Consider the following 15,938-nt stretch of genomic DNA (forward strand, 5'->3'; position numbering starts at 1 on the left):
CTGTATAACAACATTTCTTGAACATCCCGATAAACGAAGCTTTACCTATGGACTGCAGCTTCTATGCTTTGTTAGGAATTCTGGTATCGATCTCGCAATCCGCAACTACCAGCACATCCATATGCCTTGCGCGGCGAAGCAGATTTTTCACTATCGAGCCTTGCCACAGCTCCTTCCAGATCGATAATTTGGATTGCCCCATAATAATCTGCGTGGTTTTGTAGACATTTGCCTTGCTTACCAAAGCCTCGGGTATTTGCCTGCGATGCTCAGCCTTCAGCGTTTCAAAGGTTCCACCCAAGCGGCTTGTCAGCCTCCTTAGCGCCTCAACTCGCTCCAGTAATTCATGTGTGGACGAGATTTGCACATAGGTGACATACCAGGCCGCTTTCAATCTATGGGCAATTCGACAGCCTCGACGTATCAAGCGTTCTGCCTGTGGGGTGGCATCAATACATACGTAAATAACCTCCTGTCTGCGCCAAGGACCACGAAGAGAATTGCTTCTCTCCCAGGATTCCAGACGTTCATCCACATCATCCGCGATCTCTCGCAAGGCAAGCTCCCTCAAGGCAATCAGATTAACGGTTTTAAAAAAATTGTTAATGGCTTGATCCACCTTATCCATCGCATAGATTTTGCCTTCTCTCATTCGCTGCTGCAGCGATTGCGGAGCCACATCGATCAGCTGTACCTCGTCAGCAAGTCTCAGAATATGATCCGGAACCGTCTCTCTGACACGGACTCCCGTAATTTGCTCTATAGCATCATTCAGGCTTTCCAGATGCTGCACGTTGACGGTTGAAATGACGGAGACCCCTGCCGTCAAAATATCAAGCACATCCTCGTACCTTTTCTTATTTTTACTTCCGGGTACATTCGTATGTGCCAATTCATCGACAAGAACTACATCCGGATTACGTCGGATCACTTCCTCTGCATCCATTTCCTCCAGACGAGTTCCCCGATAATCCATAACCTTACGTGGAATCAGCTCCAGTGCGCCGATCTGTGCTGCCGTTTCCTTGCGACCGTGTGTTTCCAGCAGGCCGACCAGCACCTGAATTCCTTTTTTATCGAGATCGTTGCCATCACGCAGCATGGTGTACGTTTTGCCCACGCCTGGCGCAGCGCCTATATACACTTTAAATGTTCCGCGTTTGATCTGCATAATTTTGCGTTCAACCTCCTGAGAACTCAAGCGGCGGAACCACTCTTCCTCTTCCTTAGGTTTCGATAGCTTGGCAGGCAGAATTCGCTCCCCTTCATGCTCCGCGCGGTCTGCGACCATGAAGATGTCGATATTTCTCGTTTGCTTCAGCATGTCGTGGACAATAGAGCCTTGCCAGAACTCCACCCAGCGGGATTGCTTGGAATGACCGAGAACAATTCGGGTTACGTTATGATCCAGAGCGTACTTAACAAGGACCTTGGGCAGGGAACGGCGGGCACAAAGCGGGAGCTCGTCGAACTCTCCGCCTACTTTTTTAACCAATTTGACGATGGACCGCTTGAAGGTTGCTTCCACCTTGGACAGCTCTTTTTGCGGATTGACAAAAGTAACCACTCGCAAGTCTCCATTCAGACGTTTGGCGATTTGCTGGCCTCTGCGTACGTAGATTGATCCATTCCAATGATACTGCGCTGATACGAGAATACGCTCTGTTGCACCGGAGGGACCGATCAAACCTAACTCATCTCTATGCTTATCCAGGGATTCATTAACACCCTCAGCCATTAATCGCAAAGACAATTCTCGCAGCACGGCCAGATTACCTCTCTTGAATAAAGCAGATCCTTTGCCAAAATGCAGGTGGCCCTCTGCTGCCCGATTTAACAAGGTTTCCGGCGTGGCATCGATCAGTACAACTTCATCGGCAATTTCCAGTGTATCGGCAGGTACGGTTTCCTGGGCTTCCACTCCCGTTAATTTCCTGGCTAATTCCGTAACCCCTTCCAGCTCGTATACGTTGACAGTTGAGATCACGCTAATCCCGTGGTTGATTAAAAATCGAATATCTTCCATACGTGTGGCGTACTGGGCATCCTTGCGATTGCGATGAGCCAAACCATCTACCAATACCACTTCAGGATTACGTTTAATGAGTGCATCCAGATTCAAGTCTTTTTTTTCAACATTTTCTTTCATCCAATGTATGCTTGGAACCCGTTCCAAGTCTCCGATCTGCTCGACCGTTTCGGGACGCTGCATGGTGGACACGGCACATATCACCACGTCGATACCCTGATTTTTCAAATGCTGACCTTCACGCAGCATATGATACGTTTTCCCCGAACCGCTGACCGCACCAATATATACCTTTAATCGACCTCTATGCAGCTTGGAAATCGATAACAGAATCTCCTCTGGTGTTTTGCGTTTAAAATTTTCCATGAACGCCTCCATGCACATCGATTCGATCGTTTATATGTGTCCACTCACAGGATGAGGAAAAGGAAAAGCCCGATAAAGCCATAGCTTTACCAGAACTTTTCCTTCTATAAAGAGCTACTTCAGCAAGGCGCTCAATGCCAAGTTTAATTTTAACACATTGACCCGGGGTTCACCGAACAATCCCAAGTCCCTTCCTTCGGTTGTTTGCTGTACAAGCTGCTGCAGCTTGGCTTCGGGAATTCCGTTCAGCCTGCTGATTCTTGGAACCTGAACGAGAGCCGATTGCGGGCTGATATGCGGATCAAGTCCCGAGCCTGAGTTGGTAATCAAGTCAATTGGCAATTGACTCACGGGAACAGCAGGATTGTTGGTCTTCCAGTCCTCAATCGATTCCTGTGTCCGCTTCAGCATGTCAGGATTGGATGCCGCATAGTTATTGGACCCTGAAGCCTCTGCCTTGTAATCAATACTTGATACTCTGCCTTGAAAGTATTTGGGATCAGCAAACTTTTGTCCGATCAGTTCCGAGCCCACGATCTGTCCCTTGCTGTTGTAAATCATACTGCCATTCGCATTTGCAGGCATCAGCACCTGTGCGACCCCGGTGCATACCAGAGGATACATGATTCCACAACATACAAGAAATACTAGACTAACCCGAATCACGATTCCCAAAGAAAAGCTTGCTGTGCTTGACGCAGCATGTTCCGATTTATCCATTCTTTGATACCCTCTTTTCTGATAGATGTTGATACCGCTGCGAGATCAAGATTCACCGTACTTCTAAATCCATAAATGCACCATCAGATCAATAAGCTTGATGCCTAAGAACGGCACTACGATCCCGCCAAATCCATAAATAAACAGATTGCGCTGCAGGAGCTTATTTGAGCTCATCGGTTTATAGCCAACCCCTCGCATAGCAAGCGGGATCAAGAGCGGAATAATAATGGCATTGAAGACCAAAGCGGACAAAATCGCTGACAATGGGGAGCCGAGCCTCATAATATTGAGTGCCTCCATCTGTGGAATCGCGAGCGTAAACATAGCCGGAATGATAGCGAAATATTTGGCCACATCGTTAGCGATACTAAAGGTTGTCAAAGCACCACGCGTCATCAGCAGCTGCTTGCCAATCGCCACTACCTCGATAATTTTGGATGGGTCCGAATCCAGATCAACCATGTTGGCTGCTTCTTTGGCGGCTGTCGTACCGCTGTTCATCGCAAGCCCTACATCCGCTTGTGCAAGTGCAGGAGCATCATTCGTACCGTCGCCAGTCATTGCAACCAGCTTTCCTTCCGCTTGCTCTTTACGGATAACGGCAATTTTATCCTCAGGCTTGCTCTCGGCTATAAACTCATCCACACCAGCCTCACGGGCAATGGTAGCTGCAGTCAGCGGATTATCACCCGTACACATGATCGTTTTGATGCCCATCCTGCGAAGCTGCTCAAACCGCTCCTTCATCCCCGGCTTCACGGTGTCCTTCAAATATATGAGCCCGAGGATATGGTTATCTAGCGCTACAGCGAGCGGTGTACCGCCCTCTGATGCAATCGCATTGCCTTTGAGCTCCAGATCACTCGGAACGGCTCCACCTTGAGATTCCACCCATTTTCTTACCGAATCCACAGCTCCCTTGCGTACCTTACGTCCATCTGACAAATCGATCCCGCTCATCCGGGTTTCCGCTTTAAACTCGATAAATACCCCGTCCTCGGCAATCGAGCTGTCATAGGCCATTCCTTGCTTTTTCATTAATTCCAGCACCGAACGCCCTTCCGGTGTTTCATCCTTGAGGGAGCTGATCGCAGCCCATTCACCCAAAACCGCTATGTTCTCAGAATCTACAGGAGTAAACTCGCTGGCCATCCGGTTACCGAATGTAATCGTCCCTGTTTTATCCAAAATCATCGTATTAATATCCCCAGCGGCTTCGACCGCTTTACCTGACATGGCGAGAACATTAAACTGGGTCACACGGTCCATCCCTGCAATCCCGATAGCTGATAGTAAACCGCCAATTGTCGTCGGGATCAGACATACCAGTAATGAAATCAATACCGGTATATCCAATTGAATGTCCAGATATTTGGCAATCGGAGCCAAGGTCACGACAACAATAAGGAAAATCAACGTCAAACTGGTGAGCAGCGTGTTCAACGCAATTTCATTCGGTGTTTTTTGCCGCTTGGCGCCTTCAACCAAAGCAATCATCCGGTCGATAAACGATTCCCCGGGATCATTCGTAATTCTCACCTTGATCTTGTCACTGACAACACGGGTACCGCCTGTTACCGAATTGAAGTCGCCTCCTGCTTCCTTAATCACCGGAGCGGATTCTCCTGTAATGGCGGATTCGTCTACAGAAGCCAGCCCTTCAATCACTTCTCCATCGCCCGGTATCATTTCTCCTTGAGAAACAACGACGATATCTCCTTTGCGCAGCTCGGTAGACGGAACCAGCTTCAATCCACCGTTCACCACTTTATTGGCGCTGATCTCTTTTTTGGATTGTTTCAGTGAATCGGCCTGTGCTTTCCCGCGGCCTTCAGCAAGTGCTTCTGCAAAATTTGCAAACAGCAGAGTGAAGAGCAGAATCGCAAATACAGTCAGGTTAAAACCCATACTTTGACTCGTACCAAAATATCCTGGAAAAATCGTCATCAGCAGCACGATCAAGGTGCCAGCCTCAACAACAAACATAACCGGATTTTTCATCATCGTCATCGGATTCAGCTTCACAAAGCTGTCTTTGACGGCATTGCGAAGGATGTCACCAGATAAGCTTTTTTTTCTATTGGTTTGCATGAATAATATCCACTCCTTCCATTAACGAATCGTCAAATGCTCGGCTATCGGGCCCAATACAATACCAGGCAAGAACGTCAGAGCGCCTATAATTAAAACCGTTCCTATTAGAATACCGGCGAACAAACGGTTATCTGTGCGAAAAGTTCCGATAGTTTCGGGAACCCACTGCTTGCGCAGCATCGATCCGGCTACCGCCAACATCGCAATCATGGAAATATAGCGGCCGAACAGCATCACAACTCCCGTAGATATATTCCAGAATGGTGTATTATCGCCCAATCCTTCGAACCCCGAACCATTGTTAGCCGCGGAGGATGTAAATTCATACAAAACTTGTGAAATGCCATGAAAGCCCGGATTCGTTATTCCCGCTTTTCCTAAATCAGTAGCCAACGCAATTGCTGTTGATGCCAAAATAATGAGTGGATGCGCCAGAATCGCAATAGCAATCAGCTTGATTTCGCGTGCTTCTATTTTCCGACCGAGAAACTCCGGTGTTCTACCGACCATTAACCCCGCGAGAAATACCGCCAATATCGCATACATCAGCATATTAACGAGCCCGACGCCCTTACCGCCAAACACACAGTTCAGCATCATGAGAGCCATTGGCGTGATGCCGCCAAGCGGTGTCAGTGTATCGTGCATCGTATTGACACTGCCAGTTGTCGCCGCTGTCGTTACCGTAGCGAACAGTGCCGATTGCGGAATGCCAAAGCGGACCTCTTTACCTTCCATACTGCCCTGTGCGGCATCGATGCCCAATCTGTTCATGACAGGATTACCGCTTGACTCCGCAGCATAAATAAGGGACAGAAACATAATAAATAAGATCATCATCGAGGAAAAAATAACCCAACCCTGCTTGCGGTTTTTGGCAAACAAGCCGTACGTGTAAGGAAGCGCAGCAGATAAAACCCACATCGATAAAATTTCAATCACATTGGTCAGCGGATTCGGATTCTCAAACGGATGGGCCGAGTTCACTCCAAAAAATCCGCCGCCATTCGTACCGATATGCTTGATCGATTCCAGTGCCGCCACCGGTCCGATAGCAATTTGCTGCTCAGTACCCTCCAGCGTCGTTGCGGTTATTGTAGGCTGCAGCGTCAGAGGAACCTGAAGAGCCACAAGAAGTAGAGTCACTACAAAAGCAAACGGGAAAAATACACGAATATGCGCTTTTACAAAATCCTCAAAAAAGTTGCCTATCGTTTCCCCTTTACTCGTAATCCCTCTGACAAAGGCAATGGCTACGGAAAACCCGGTCGCTGCCGAGGTGAACATCATCATCATAATGACAGCCATCTGCGAAAAATAAGACAAGCCCGACTCCCCGCTGTAATGCTGCAGATTCGTGTTGGTCATAAAGCTGATGACCGTATTGAAGGTCAACGTTTCTTCCATGTTGTCAATCCCGTTCGGATTGAGCGGCAAATACTTTTGCATTCTCAAAATCATATAGCTTATGGCCACGAGCACGATATTCGTCACAATAAAACTGAGCGCGTAGGTTTTCCAGGTCATACCCTTTCGTTCCTTTAAACCGATCATTGCAAAAATCGGTTTTTCGATAAACCCAAACCACTTGTCAGTCCGATTCGCTTCATTAGAAAATACGTTATAGAGATAGGTACCTACTGGTTTTACCAACAGCACCAAAATGACAATCACGACGGCAATTTGCAAAATGCCCATTTGTTTGTTTCCTCCTCAGAGTTTTCGTAAGAAAACTTTCTTCGTAAGCATGTGCTGAGTTTTGCTTTAGCAAAACTGACTTCGTAAAGATTGGTGAAAAAGTCCGCTGCACGGTCAGATCATTCTTCCGAACGCTTCGCTTCTCCAGAACGATTCCGCCCATTCCGATTCCGCTAATAATTCACCGGACTACTCGTTTATTAAAATTTCTCGGGATTAACCAAGGCATAGGCCAGATAAATAAAAATAAATATTGTAAAAATAATGACAACGATCATAAACGCTCGCCTCCTGATTCTTCAGTAATACGCCCGCACCACAACAAAAATCCACTGAACAGCGCGTAAGCAATGGCTAGCATCAGTACCATATATAGATCCAACATGGTTACCCCTCCTAAGAGCTTCCGAAAAGAAGCTGGCACTTATTTCACACGTGTTTGAATTAAAAAGGAAACATCCTCGCTCGTCGTATGAATCACATAGGCAGCCCCGAGTCCTTTGTAGACCAGACGCGGATTACTCGTATGGGTGATGACATAAATAGGCTTGGAGGTCCATCTGCGGCACATTTGAATATAACGGCAGCACAGATTTAGGCTTCGCTCAAAAATAAACACTTTCCCTATGGTAAAGTCTGGAAGAGTCCAATTGATTTGTTCTGTGGTATCTACCATTACAATATTTTTCACACCAATATTGACCAGTCTTTGCTTTTCTCCCTGGTTGTTGGCAATAGCTGCAAAACGCAAGCCCTGCTTTAGCAATTGAAGGATGAAGCCTTCTCCTGTTTTATTGGGTGCCGAAACCAAAATGACTTCCTGTTGTTCCATTTCAATCTTCCTCCTATGAATGTCAAAAAGGAGACAACAAAAAGAAGCCTGCGAAAAGAGCGGAACTCTTCTCGTGGCTTCTGAAAACACAGTTATACAAACCGTGTCTTACGCACGACAATTGTTGCCTCTCCCTATACGCTTACGAGGTTAGCTGTCGGATTCGGGCTAGAGAGTAGCCCTACCCCAAGGCATCGAAGATGCCAAGAAGGATTCACCCCATGAAGCTCGTGTACCTGACTACGAATTAACGAATCAGGGATTACGCGCTTCTTTGGTTCCCCCGTTCCTTTTAAATTCAAGGACTCAGCGATAAAGTGCATGATTCATTTTCAATTACAGACAATCCCTACAAATCTACATTTCCTATATACCTCATGGTCGTTGAACACGATCACAAGCTTCATCATCCTCTCTCATAAAAACGACGCTCTCGCCCCTATGAACCGGTTCATAGGGCTGAAAAAGTTCAGCCGTTACTTGGAAAACTTTGTTGGAATCATGAGATGTATCATACGCCAGCCGCTTAACACTGTAAATAAATACCGCACGGCATACAAAGCTATAATTGACTTGCATGGTATCCAAATCCTTCTCATGCTCTCGATATCTGCATCCATCTCTCGATATCTCCGTTTTACGAAGGAAAATTCAAATACCCAGCATGAGCTAGCATAGATATAGATAATAAAGGGAAATCAGGTTTGATTCCGCTTTCATCGACCTTTTAAGCAAAAAAGGCGTAATTATGATGCGGATTGGAGTTTTACATTATTTAACGGCCAGCGTATGATACATTTCATTAACTTCACAACTCCATATCATCCATTATCAATGCTTAATTCCCATAAGATATGTGTTCAAAAAAGCGACTTTTTGAACGACCACTTCAGGGAAACGGGGGACCCAGTATAAGCTATCTAGGATAGATAGCTTATAGGGGTGAATCCTCTTGGCATCTTCGATGCCCGGGGGTAGGGCACTCTCAAGCCCGAATCCGGTAGCTAACCTCGTAAGCGAATTGAGAGAGAAGCACACTCGTATCTCCCTGACCTTATTTATTCATGCAAAGGAAGCCCGAGAGTAGAGTTTCTCTGCTCTCGGGCTTCCTTTGGTTTGTCCAAATTCAAAAAATGTAGAGGAGTGCATGCATCATGCTAAAGCTCGCCGACCCATTGACCGTACCCATTGAATTTTCCTTGTACCCTACAAAATCGGCTCCATGGAAATTTATCAATTTGATTGTCTTCTATTGAAAGGCCGAATCCCGCAAATCACTTCCGATGGCTCCTGCGGATTATTGAAAATATCCAGCCGCGGATGGAATAGTTGGGCAGAATGGAATCTCCCCTGCTGCAGCAATAAATTAAAGATCACGGTCTGCTTAATTCAGTCAGTAGACGTTTGGCATCTCCATTTTCCGTTTTGAATATTTCGTATACTTTTAAAGTCAGCGGCGTGTCAAATTGTTCAGAATTGCCGGTAAAAGCAATATTGTTCTCGCCTGTAACCAGACGTTCCTGCCCAATCAACGATTTCACAGAGGTGCCCACGAGCCGTCCCAATGAATCATGCAGTTCAAATTGAAGCTGCGGGAAGCTTTCATCTACCTGGGTCTCTTTGATGCGTTCAATATCGAAGAAAAACTTGCCTTTGTACGTATATTGAAGAGTCGCAGAATTGAACAAATAGGAAATATCCCAACGGTCAATCGCTACATCAAATGGGTATATACTGAATTTGTCTTCCTTGTCCGATGGCTGTAAATTTACACTGTAGGCAGCAATCGTTGATTTGTACGGCGCTTGTGCCGTTGTATCCTGAAGCTTTAAGGCAAGTCCTGTGCCTGTCTCAGTAGCTGGTACCACATACGTGTAATTGATGGTCGTTCCTGTGTTGGGCAGGACAGAAGTTGCCGCCAGAACTTGACGTCTGCCACTGTATTGGTAACCTCCACTGCCGATCAGTTCCGTTTGAAACATGGGGATAGCGAGCGGTCGCGCACTTTGGTTATACAAACGGAATTTAGCCGTTACTTGCTTGCTGCCTTCATCCAGGTTGTCATTCATATGAAGCTCAACCAATGACACCTGCAAATCCGGATGGATAAGTTCACTTCGCGCATCAAATTTCATGGAGGTGCCTAATGCATAAGCTTCATAATTTTGTGGAGCCGCATCGCCTGGGAGCAATATATTCAGTCTGCCCACTTGATAACTAACCACGTTGGAAGCTCCTGATGTGAAGCTTTCAGCAGTCAACAGATTCAAGCTCAACAGCTCAGTATCCTGATCGGTTGGAATTGCGTAATGCATATACTTTTCTTCTTTGGCATCCAATTGAATCGTATCTTTCTCTAATCGGCTGCCTGTGAACACCTTTTTATCGTTTTTCCCATCTATGGAAAAATCGGGTATGGCTTCTCGTTGACTCGACGGGTTATAAGCCAGCAATTGAACGACATATACATTACCCGTCTTGGTAGATTCCTTATGGATATCTACGGGAGTGTATTCGATTGGGGAATCCAATGCAGGAATCCGGAAAGCGTCAGACCACTTGCGGATCGCAGCAGAATCGGTCATGGACGTATCTACACCATTCCATGGCTGTATCGTGATCGGAACTGAAGCCATGAGAGTTTCTTTCTTGGGATATACATAATAATCAACATCTATCCAATTAACTTCGCTTATGCTTATTTTCTCAGCACGATCCAGTACGACCATGTAACTAATATCGGTTGTGGTCTGGGGCTGAATGATTCTTGGATTCGCTGTGCTTGGCTGCAGCGTATAGGTTATCCCTTTGCTGGTGCGTACACGAAACTCATAATCCGGAACCTTGGTGATCGAGGTGCTTGTATTTTCCATTTTGATCACAATGCCGATCCGGGTGCCTCCGAGAATTTCCTCTGACAGAACACTTTTCAGCTGTACATTCAATACATCTGTCAATGGATATACGGCAGCGATCGGTTGGACGGGTTGTGCAGGACTGATTGTTTCTATGCTCGTTGTTACGGGTACCTCAGCAAAAGCAGGACTCATGAAGCCGGTGATCGATGCCGATAACACGGCTGATGCTACGATGACGGTTAACCTTCTATTCATTCGTTTCGTTCTCCTCCTGTGACAAGCATGGTTTATTGAGCTAGCTGTACTTTTTCTTTATCCTTCAGTTGATTCTGCCCGGAGGTTACCAACGGTTCACCTTCCTTGATACCGCTTATGACCTCTTGATACGTATCACTTAAACGACCCAGTGTGACCTTACGCTTCTCTACGGTATCTCCTGCCATAACGAATACGAAGCTCTCTCCGCTTTCACGAACAATACTTAAGGTCGGCACGGTGACTACGATTTGATCCTGATCTTCTGTCAGCAGAACCTGAGCCTTCATTCCCGGCTTGAACTTGCGATCCTGATTGGGCAATTCAAGTTCCAATGAGTAGGCTTTGGATTGGGTGCTGACAACATCAGCCAGATAGCTCACTTTGGCCTTATATTTTTCAGTTGAACCGGATATGTAAAAGGATAGCTCTTGCTTCCCGCGGACTAGCGCAGCCGCCTCTTCGGTAAGCTCAGCTTTGATCTTGATAGGGTCCAGCTGCTGAATCTGTGCAGCACGGAAGCCTGCTGGAAGCGTCATGCCAACTTCAACCGGCAAATCTGTCAGTACTCCGCTAACGCTTGCTCTCACTTCCATATGCTCCAAGGTCCGATCGGCCTCTCGGATTGACACATCCGATATGAGTAAGCCCTGTTCCAGCTGTGATAAGGAATTGGTCGTTTCCAGCGTTTTTTGTTTCTGTAGACTGCTCTGCAAATCAAGCTTGAGATTGTTTAACTGGGTCTCTACCTGCTCCAGCTGGAATTTCGTTGATAGCCCCAAATCAAAGTCGTTGCGCATTTTATTATAATTCTTATCAGTTTCCTTAATTGCCGCTTCCAGCTTCACGATGCCGTTCTGTAAATCCTGCTTGCTGTTAGCCAAATCCTCCCGCGCCTTCACCAGCTGCTCTTTCGTTGAGGATATCGTCACGGTCGCTTTTTCTTTGGATATCAGCACATCGGTTGGATCAAGTCTAAAAATCACTTCACCTTTTTCGACGTTATCTCCACGCTTCTTCAATATCTCCTTAACATCGCCGCCAACCTTGACTGACACATCGAGCTGTATGGAGGAGGCGATATCAGCCACCTGCTCCAAAGGCTCACTTATTTTTTGCTTTGCTACTTTACTTACCTTAACCTGCTTGAGCTGTACTTCAGTAGCCTGTGCCGGTTGGGCTTTGGGCGTTTCCGAGCAGCCTGCAAGCATGACCGCTCCAACTATCATTAATCCCATAGCTTTTACACCTGTATGAACTGGATTGACCCTAAATGGTTTCATTGGAATGTTGCTCCTTTTCGATATATATCTGTCAGCTACTCGACCTACATGCTTTCTACTGTCGGGGTTTTGGCGATTCGGTTTTCTTTCCTGTTCATAAACCGCGAGATTCCGACATTCATTTTATCGATAAGTTCGTAAATCACGGGTACAACAATCAAGGTCAATACGGTCGAAGTAATCAAACCGCCGATAACAACAACTGCCAAGCCTTTGGAAATCAGTGATCCATCCGATACACCCAGCGCCAATGGCAGCAAGGTCATCACTGTAGCACCCGCGGTCATAATAATCGGACGAAGTCTTGTTAAGCCCGCTCTAACCAAAGCATCACGAACCGATAATCCATCAGCGCGAAGCTGCTGTACCCGGTCGATCAGTACGATGGCGTTGGTAACAACAACCCCGATCAACATCAAAAATCCAATCAGTGACGTAATATTGATCGACTCGCCTGAAATCAGCAACGCGATAAATCCGCCGATCGCAGCCATCGGTACCGAAAAGAGAATAACAAACGGCGCACTCGCATTCCCAAAAGCAATAACCATGACGAGATAAACGAGACAAATCGCAGCGCCCATGGCAACCGCCATTTGGCCAAAGCTTTCCTGAATATCGTCATTCACCCCTTGTGCCGTTGTACGTACACTTCCAGGGAGTTCTACTGTTTTCAAAGCTTCTGTAACTTTGGTGCTTACGCCACCTTTATCTTTACTCTCGATTTTGGCTGTGATTTTCACGTATTGCTCTTGCATTTCCCGAGTGATGGCAGCCGGTGCATCTACCTGTTTGATTTTGGCTACATCGTTAAGAGCGACGACCGCACCGGTTGAGGTAGTCAGCTGGATGCGTCCCAGCTTTTCCATCGAATTTTTGAAATCGTCATCTACCATGACCTTGGTTTCAAAGGTTACATTGTCGAATTTGATATCGCCCAGTGGTGCCTCTGCTAGCCACAATCGAACTGTGTCTGTAAGCTGCGCCGAGGATAAACCATACACACGCGCCTTATTTTGGTCAACACTGACAACGACCTGCGTCTTCTTTTCACTCAGACTGTCTTTAATCGTAGTCAGCTCCGGGAATTCCCGCATCTTCGCTTTGACCAGCTCGGCTCCGGCAATCAGTTGATTCAGATCTTCACCTTTCAGCAGATAGGCAAAATCATCTCCAGAGCCCATGCTTGGCGCTAGCAGCGCGCCTTCAATTTCCGATCCTTGAGGGGTCATCTCTATCATTTTAAGCTTAAACGTTTCGGCCATTTCCTTGGCATTGGAAGCAGCTGATACCGAACCAATAATACTCGCCTTGTAAGGCGTTCTTTCACCGCTTGTATTCATTTGGTCATACCCGACCATCGATTCAAAATAATCAAACGCCGGTTGTCCGGCAGAATCCTTGGATTCCCGAAGCATCGCTTCGATTTCTTTAACCTTCAAATCCATCGATTCAAAGGATGTATCCTGTGGCAGCTTTAACGTATACTGAACCTGCTTATTGGTTTCGCTATCCGGCATAAAGGCCATCGGAAGAAAAGGAACCGTTCCTCCTATCGAAATGATAAGCGCCAGTATCGCCGCCAGCACCGTCTTCTTCGGGTTATCGAGCGACCAATTTAATATTTTCTTATAACTGCCACCTAGCTTGCCGACCTGCTCTTCATCGTGATGCTTGATCTTATTACTTTTGAGCACCATCAGCTTGGCAAGCATCGGAATAACTGTCAATGCGATGATCAGTGAGGACATTAACGCCACGATCAAGGTAATGGCAAAGGGTCTGAATATATCCCCCAATACCCCGCCAACAAAGGTTATCGGTAAAAATACACCTGCAGTTGTAATCGTGGATGAGGTGATCGCCGAAGCTACCTTTGAAGTTGCTACCTTAATAACAGATTCATTACGGTCACTGACCCGCTGCAGCTCACTATAGATATTCTCAATTACAACAATCGAGTCATCCACAACCCGGCCAACGGCAATCGTTAAACCGCCGAGCGTCATAATATTGAGCGTTATATCGAGTGATGCCATTGCGCATAATGTAGTTAAGATCGACAAAGGAATTGACACCAATACGATCACGGTCATACGCACATTTCTCAGGAACAATAAGATCATGACGGAAGCCAGAACCGCCCCCATAATCCCTTCCTTCAGCATTCCGTTGATCGATTTTTTGACATCATTTGCTGCATTGTAAACAGGTGAAAATTGCAAATTCGGATATTCTTGTTTCCAGCCGTCAAACAATTTGTCAACATCATTGGCAAATTTGACCGTATTGGCATCTTTTCCTTTGAACAGCGTGAGACCGATCGCCGGAGTGCTGTCCAACCGGGCAATATATTTGGATTCGGAAATAGCTTCAACCTTGGAAATATTTTTAAGCATAACCGTGTCGCCCTTGGGGGACGTAATTTTCATATTTTCCAAATTGTAGATCGTGTTCAAATCACTTTCGATCCGAACTGATTGGGAGCTTCCGTTAAAATCAACTTTACCTGCCGGGCTCGTCATGAGCGCAGTTTGTATACTTTGTGAAACTAGCGCAGGTGTCATGCCGTAGTTATTGATCGCGCTAATATTCAGCTTCAGCTTCAAGGTAGCTTCCTGCTGACCAATTGAATCTACATGATCAATCCCATCCATGGCGCTTAAGGTAGGCTCGATAACATCCTTATAAATCCGGTTCAGCTCGTCATGGTTCATATTTTCGTTACCATTGATCGCAGCAAAGTATACCGGGAAATCACTGCTGCCGAACTTGGAAACCTTCGGTTCACTTGCTCCTTTTGGCAGCACAATATCCTTGATCGAGCTTTCGATATCCCGCTTTGCATCGTCAGGCTTTCTGCCGTTTACTAGCTCAACCGTGATCGAAGAAAAGTTGTCATTTGAGCTGGAGGAAACTTTTTTTACACCCTCCACACCCACAACCCGCTTCTCGATAACCTTCGTTACATTATCCATAACGTCCTTAGGAGGAGCGGGATACACCGTGCTTATAAATACGATCGGCAAGGAGATATCCGGCATACTTTCCTGTTTCAACGTGGATGCGGAGAATGTGCCTGCAAGGAGCAATATAAAGCTGATAATAATAATTGCTGCCGCATTTTTCAAAGAAAAATCAGTAAATTTGTTCATCATTTTACTCCTTTATCAAATTACAATAATTGCTTTTTGAGCAGCCATTCCTCGTTGAAGCCTTTCATTCGGGACATGTAGATATCACAAAACAATGAAATTTCGCTGAATCTTTGTTCGACAACGCGACAGGTCTCCTGATCCGCAGAATCCAGACCTTCTTGTTTCGGTAAAGCGAGCAAATTCCGTTTCAGCGTTTGTTGAACCGATTTGATCTTCTCTTTGTATGTTTCAAAAACATGGATTTCAAAATCATCCGTTATGTAATAGTAATCCTTTCTGTCATTCTGAACCGGAACCTTATTGCACAAATGCCGCGATACCATATTGCGGATTTGAACGCTGATCGCAGCCTTGGACACAGATAAAGCCTCAGCCATCTGCTGCAAGCATAAGGGCTCTGCCGAAAAAAGAAGCAGTGTAAAGAGCCTGCCAACAAGCGGACTGAAGCCTTCTTTTTCCAGGTGCATGGACATAAAATGACTCGTGCTTAACTTCATTTCGTCGAGAGTCTGTAACATCGTATTGCTGGTGGCCCCTTCCTTCAAGTACATGTAAGTTCATTCGTAACTTTAAGAATGATATTAAAGTTGTAATCATATTATGACTGACTGGTCATTATGAAAGTATAATAATGGATATATA

The 15,938-nt window shown here is 46.0% G+C and carries 10 protein-coding genes and 2 riboswitches; all 10 genes read right to left on the reverse strand.

All coding sequences use genetic code 11. The features are described 5' to 3' along the window. Positions 1–61: 61 nt before the first annotated feature. Positions 62–2,395, reverse strand: a complete 2,334-nt coding sequence (locus NST47_RS26100) for a histidine kinase (protein ID WP_341157741.1) — start codon at positions 2,393–2,395, stop codon at positions 62–64. Positions 2,396–2,509: 114 nt separating this feature from the next. Beyond that, complete coding sequence (gene kdpC, locus NST47_RS26105; protein WP_341157742.1) at positions 2,510–3,115, reverse strand: potassium-transporting ATPase subunit KdpC; 606 nt, start codon at positions 3,113–3,115, stop codon at positions 2,510–2,512. Positions 3,116–3,178: 63 nt separating this feature from the next. Then, complete coding sequence (gene kdpB, locus NST47_RS26110; protein WP_341157743.1) at positions 3,179–5,209, reverse strand: potassium-transporting ATPase subunit KdpB; 2,031 nt, start codon at positions 5,207–5,209, stop codon at positions 3,179–3,181. Positions 5,210–5,230: 21 nt separating this feature from the next. Then, entirely contained in the window at positions 5,231–6,910 is a 1,680-nt protein-coding gene (gene kdpA / locus NST47_RS26115) for a potassium-transporting ATPase subunit KdpA (RefSeq protein WP_341157744.1), read from the reverse strand. Positions 6,911–7,110: 200 nt separating this feature from the next. Then, the gene (locus NST47_RS37220; RefSeq protein ID WP_420832541.1) at positions 7,111–7,188 is read right to left on the reverse strand and encodes a potassium-transporting ATPase subunit F; all 78 of its coding nucleotides are present in this window, start codon (positions 7,186–7,188) and stop codon (positions 7,111–7,113) included. 146 nt (positions 7,189–7,334) lie between these two features. Continuing rightward, the gene (locus tag NST47_RS26120) at positions 7,335–7,742 is read right to left on the reverse strand and encodes a hypothetical protein (RefSeq protein ID WP_341157745.1); all 408 of its coding nucleotides are present in this window, start codon (positions 7,740–7,742) and stop codon (positions 7,335–7,337) included. A gap of 123 nt (positions 7,743–7,865) precedes the next feature. Continuing rightward, positions 7,866–8,064, reverse strand: a riboswitch (cyclic di-AMP (ydaO/yuaA leader). Between the two features lie 549 nt (positions 8,065–8,613). Then, positions 8,614–8,777: riboswitch (cyclic di-AMP (ydaO/yuaA leader) on the forward strand. A gap of 338 nt (positions 8,778–9,115) precedes the next feature. Continuing rightward, positions 9,116–10,855, reverse strand: a complete 1,740-nt coding sequence (locus NST47_RS26125) for a hypothetical protein (protein ID WP_341157746.1) — start codon at positions 10,853–10,855, stop codon at positions 9,116–9,118. Between the two features lie 32 nt (positions 10,856–10,887). After that, the gene (locus NST47_RS26130; RefSeq protein ID WP_341157747.1) at positions 10,888–12,138 is read right to left on the reverse strand and encodes an efflux RND transporter periplasmic adaptor subunit; all 1,251 of its coding nucleotides are present in this window, start codon (positions 12,136–12,138) and stop codon (positions 10,888–10,890) included. A gap of 44 nt (positions 12,139–12,182) precedes the next feature. Further along, complete coding sequence (locus NST47_RS26135; protein WP_341157748.1) at positions 12,183–15,293, reverse strand: efflux RND transporter permease subunit; 3,111 nt, start codon at positions 15,291–15,293, stop codon at positions 12,183–12,185. Between the two features lie 20 nt (positions 15,294–15,313). Beyond that, positions 15,314–15,793: a GbsR/MarR family transcriptional regulator gene (locus tag NST47_RS26140; RefSeq protein WP_341157749.1), complete on the reverse strand. Its 480-nt coding sequence runs from the start codon at positions 15,791–15,793 to the stop codon at positions 15,314–15,316. Positions 15,794–15,938: the final 145 nt, after the last annotated feature.

The sequence above is a fragment of the Paenibacillus sp. FSL H8-0034 genome (genome assembly GCF_038000305.1).
Taxonomy (GTDB): Bacteria; Bacillota; Bacilli; order Paenibacillales; family NBRC-103111; genus Paenibacillus_S.

Bases quoted from the DNA above. Each gene is read 5' to 3' on its own strand.
- kdpC (WP_341157742.1), bottom strand. From the start codon at position 3,115: ATGGATAAATCGGAACATGCTGCGTCAAGCACAGCAAGCTTTTCTTTG.
- NST47_RS26135 (WP_341157748.1), bottom strand. From the start codon at position 15,293: ATGAACAAATTTACTGATTTTTCTTTGAAAAATGCGGCAGCAATTATT.
- NST47_RS26130 (WP_341157747.1), bottom strand. From the start codon at position 12,138: ATGAAACCATTTAGGGTCAATCCAGTTCATACAGGTGTAAAAGCTATG.
- kdpB (WP_341157743.1), bottom strand. From the start codon at position 5,209: ATGCAAACCAATAGAAAAAAAAGCTTATCTGGTGACATCCTTCGCAAT.
- NST47_RS37220 (WP_420832541.1), bottom strand. From the start codon at position 7,188: ATGATCGTTGTCATTATTTTTACAATATTTATTTTTATTTATCTGGCC.
- NST47_RS26125 (WP_341157746.1), bottom strand. From the start codon at position 10,855: ATGAATAGAAGGTTAACCGTCATCGTAGCATCAGCCGTGTTATCGGCA.
- NST47_RS26100 (WP_341157741.1), bottom strand. From the start codon at position 2,395: ATGGAAAATTTTAAACGCAAAACACCAGAGGAGATTCTGTTATCGATT.
- kdpA (WP_341157744.1), bottom strand. From the start codon at position 6,910: ATGGGCATTTTGCAAATTGCCGTCGTGATTGTCATTTTGGTGCTGTTG.
- NST47_RS26140 (WP_341157749.1), bottom strand. From the start codon at position 15,793: ATGAAGTTAAGCACGAGTCATTTTATGTCCATGCACCTGGAAAAAGAA.
- NST47_RS26120 (WP_341157745.1), bottom strand. From the start codon at position 7,742: ATGGAACAACAGGAAGTCATTTTGGTTTCGGCACCCAATAAAACAGGA.